Raw genomic sequence first — 3,076 nt, 5'->3', positions numbered from 1 at the left:
AATGAGACCTTCTGCTTCTATTTATTACGATCATTTGATAAGCCACAATCATCTACTTCATAATAACATTGATCAAGGTCTGATCTTACATCTTCTTGCCTGAGAACCTTGATCACTGTTAAAATAATAATTTTTAAATCAAGCTGAAAAGAGCAATTATCGACGTACCAGACATCCATGGCAAATCGTTTGCTAAAGGGAGTATTATTCCGCCCATTCACTTGCGCCCACCCGGTAATGCCAGGTTTGACTTCGTGGCGCCTGGCCTGCACCGGCGTATATCGCTCCAAGTACTGCATCAAAAGTGGTCTTGGTCCTACGATGCTCATATCTCCCTTGAGAACATTCCATAACTCCGGCAGTTCATCCAGACTCGTGCTGCGCAAAAACCGGCCCAAACGCGTCAGCCGCTCGGCATCTGGAAGCAACTTGCCGTCAGGGTTTATAGCATCCGTCATGGTTCGGAATTTATATATAGTAAACGGCATGCCATGAAGCCCCGGACGCTCCTGGCGAAAAAGCACGGGACAGCCCAGTTTCAATCTCACGAGTAAAGCGATGACGCCCATGACAGATGAAAGCACCAGATACCCCGGAACCGCCAGTGTCAAGTCGAACAATCGTTTTCCGAATCGACGATATGGGCTGTTTTTTGATTTAAAGAGCTGAGGAATCACTTTTCCCCGCGATCCTTCCCCTGATTTATCGGCCGTCAAGATTTTTAAATTCTTTTATTCTTTTAATCAGTTTGTAGAATACTCATTATTTTTTAAAATTTGATACAGCGCTCACAAGGACCGCTTCCAGTTTTTTTGCCAAGTGGTCCCGATCAAATTGTGTCCGTGCCAGTTTTAGCGCTTCAGTAGCAGCACGGGAACACCAATCTTTATCAGATATAGCCTGTTTTAATCGTCGGGCAGCCTTGTATATGTCATTGGCAGGCAAAACTATTCCAGCACCGCTTTTTCTCAAAATCTCAGCCTGCCAGCCTTCATAATTGATAGCCACGGGTCGCCCTGCGGCGAGGGAATCGAAAAATTTGTTAGCCGAATTGGACCCCATCTGCGGCAGATCAATAACTGTCGAGATGGTAATTGTTGCGGCCGAAAAGAGAGCTGGCATTTCAGCCTTTGAGAGCTGTGACATCATGAAGAAATTTTGGTCAAGCACACCAAGATCGCGTGCAAAGTTTGCAACCATCTCAAATTCATAGCCGTCACCAATAACCAGAAAACATGTTTCAGGGGATAGTTTTTGCATTTCCGCCGCTAATCTGACTATGTATCCAACACCGTTGATCCGGCCAAAAGTACCTGCATATATCACCAGAGGCCGATCATTTATTAATGGGAATCGTTTACGGAAGGCAATTCCAGACTCAAGCGGAACCTGGAAAAGCTTAAGGTCGCAACTATTAGGTATCACATGGACATGCTCGGCCGGGTATCCGGTTCGAATAATACCATCCTTCATACCGGGGGAGAGTGCTATAATTTCTGCTGAATTCTGATATGCAAACCGTTCAAGCCATTTTGCAGCTTTTTTCAAAAAAGGATTTTTAAGCGCCCCCACCGCAATAGGCAACTCAGGCCACAGATCCCTCACCTCGAAAACCATAGGTTTTTTCAATCGTCTGGCGGCGTACACGGCCGGCAATGCAATGGTTAAAGGAGTGCTGGTGGCAAATATTACATCACCGCCCACTTTGTATGCTTTTACACCCGAGGCAACAGCAAACTTTAAAAAAGCTAAAATGCGTGCCTTAAAATCCATTTTGTTTGAATATGACACTGACAACCAGTGAACGTGAATTCCATCAATAATCTCTTCCAGACACCCGGAAGCATTATTGTTTCTCTCCCGACTTGATGTAATCATATGCACTTCATGGCCAGCCGCAACAAAACGACGGGCCATTTCATAGGAACGTGTACCACCGAACATTTGAGGTGTGTTAAAATATTGGTGGAGGTAAATAATTTTCATATTAAAGAATCCAGACACTGCCCGATATATTTTTCTTCGTTCCGGCAAGGTATGATTATTGACACCGTATTCATATGCCAGTGGGCTTTCCATTTTTCTTCAACGCAACCCTGAGCCCGGTAGTGCAAAGATCATCAACACTGTAATCCTGAAACCTCTCATCAACCATAAACCCATCTCTTATGCTTACCCGCACATCTTCGTCTTCCTGAACTTCATGACGGCATATATCAAATCCCGCTTCCTTGAACAACGCAAGATAATCACTTGCTCGCAGGCGATTGCAATATGCAAACTCATTACCCGCAATTTTTTCCCACTCTTTTTCAGAATACCGCAGAAAATTAATACTGGTTATGCTTTTGTCTTGGTGCTGAAAGTGGTCGCTCAAATCAATGAAATGGACAGCCAGTCCTTTCGGCTTCAGGATTCTCTTTGCTTCCAAAAAGATATCTTTGATAATTGCCTGTGGAATATGCTCCAACGTGGTTAGGGAAAAGTGGAAATCCACGCTTTTTGCCGGTAGCCGGGTATTGGCAGCATCCATCGGCGCTAAATATTCAATCCGCGCTTCTTTGAAAAACTCAGAAGGGTTATTTTTATGACATGATAAAAGAGCATGTCGTTCATTAAAAAGCGCCGCATCCACGATATCTTGATAAATACCCGCAACCTCATTGCGGTTTGAAGCAATCCAATTTAAAGACTCTATCGTTAACCCCCATTCAATCCGTCGGTGCAGATCAACCGTAATAACTGAACCCGCACCGCACAAAAAGAAACCAATTGGTGCTATTGGCACATGCCCTGTCCCCACCTCAAAAAACCGCTTGCCCACGATATCCCGTCCCGACTCCAACAACCATTTCACCATTTTCGCCTGGGCGGGGAGTCTCGCCATAGGGTTCGCACGCAACCGACCAAAAGTCTTCTGAATATACCGATACAGTGCTCCCCCCCCTGGCATTTGGGCACAGAGTTTCATGATTTTGGCTTTTGTTTGCCAGCGCATTTAGATCCTTTTGCGGAAGGTAATTATTCCGTCAAGTCATACTGGAAGTAAGTTATCGCATGCCACGAGATAACCAAC

3 protein-coding genes are annotated in these 3,076 nt (G+C 44.9%); all 3 read right to left on the bottom strand.

Features of this window, described 5'->3' with window-relative positions:
- Window positions 1-17: 17 nt before the first annotated feature.
- Genes P1P89_22915 through P1P89_22905 form a run of 3 tightly spaced genes read right to left on the bottom strand, consistent with a single transcriptional unit; the run spans window position 18 to window position 2,998 of the window.
- A complete protein-coding gene (locus P1P89_22915; GenBank protein ID MDF1594375.1) occupies window positions 18-716 on the bottom strand; it encodes a sugar transferase in 699 nt (232 codons plus the stop codon).
- A 46-nt stretch (window positions 717-762) separates the two neighbouring features.
- A complete protein-coding gene (locus P1P89_22910; protein ID MDF1594374.1) occupies window positions 763-2,079 on the bottom strand; it encodes a glycosyltransferase family 4 protein in 1,317 nt (438 codons plus the stop codon).
- Window positions 2,057-2,998 (bottom strand): methyltransferase domain-containing protein, encoded by a 942-nt coding sequence (locus tag P1P89_22905; GenBank protein ID MDF1594373.1) that lies wholly within the window; start codon window positions 2,996-2,998, stop codon window positions 2,057-2,059. The genes P1P89_22910 and P1P89_22905 overlap by 23 nt, the downstream gene beginning before the upstream one ends.
- Window positions 2,999-3,076: the final 78 nt, after the last annotated feature.

This window comes from Desulfobacterales bacterium (assembly GCA_029211065.1).
In the GTDB taxonomy this organism is placed as follows: domain Bacteria; phylum Desulfobacterota; class Desulfobacteria; order Desulfobacterales; family JARGFK01; genus JARGFK01.
This window is presented reverse-complemented; position numbering and strand designations above follow the sequence as displayed.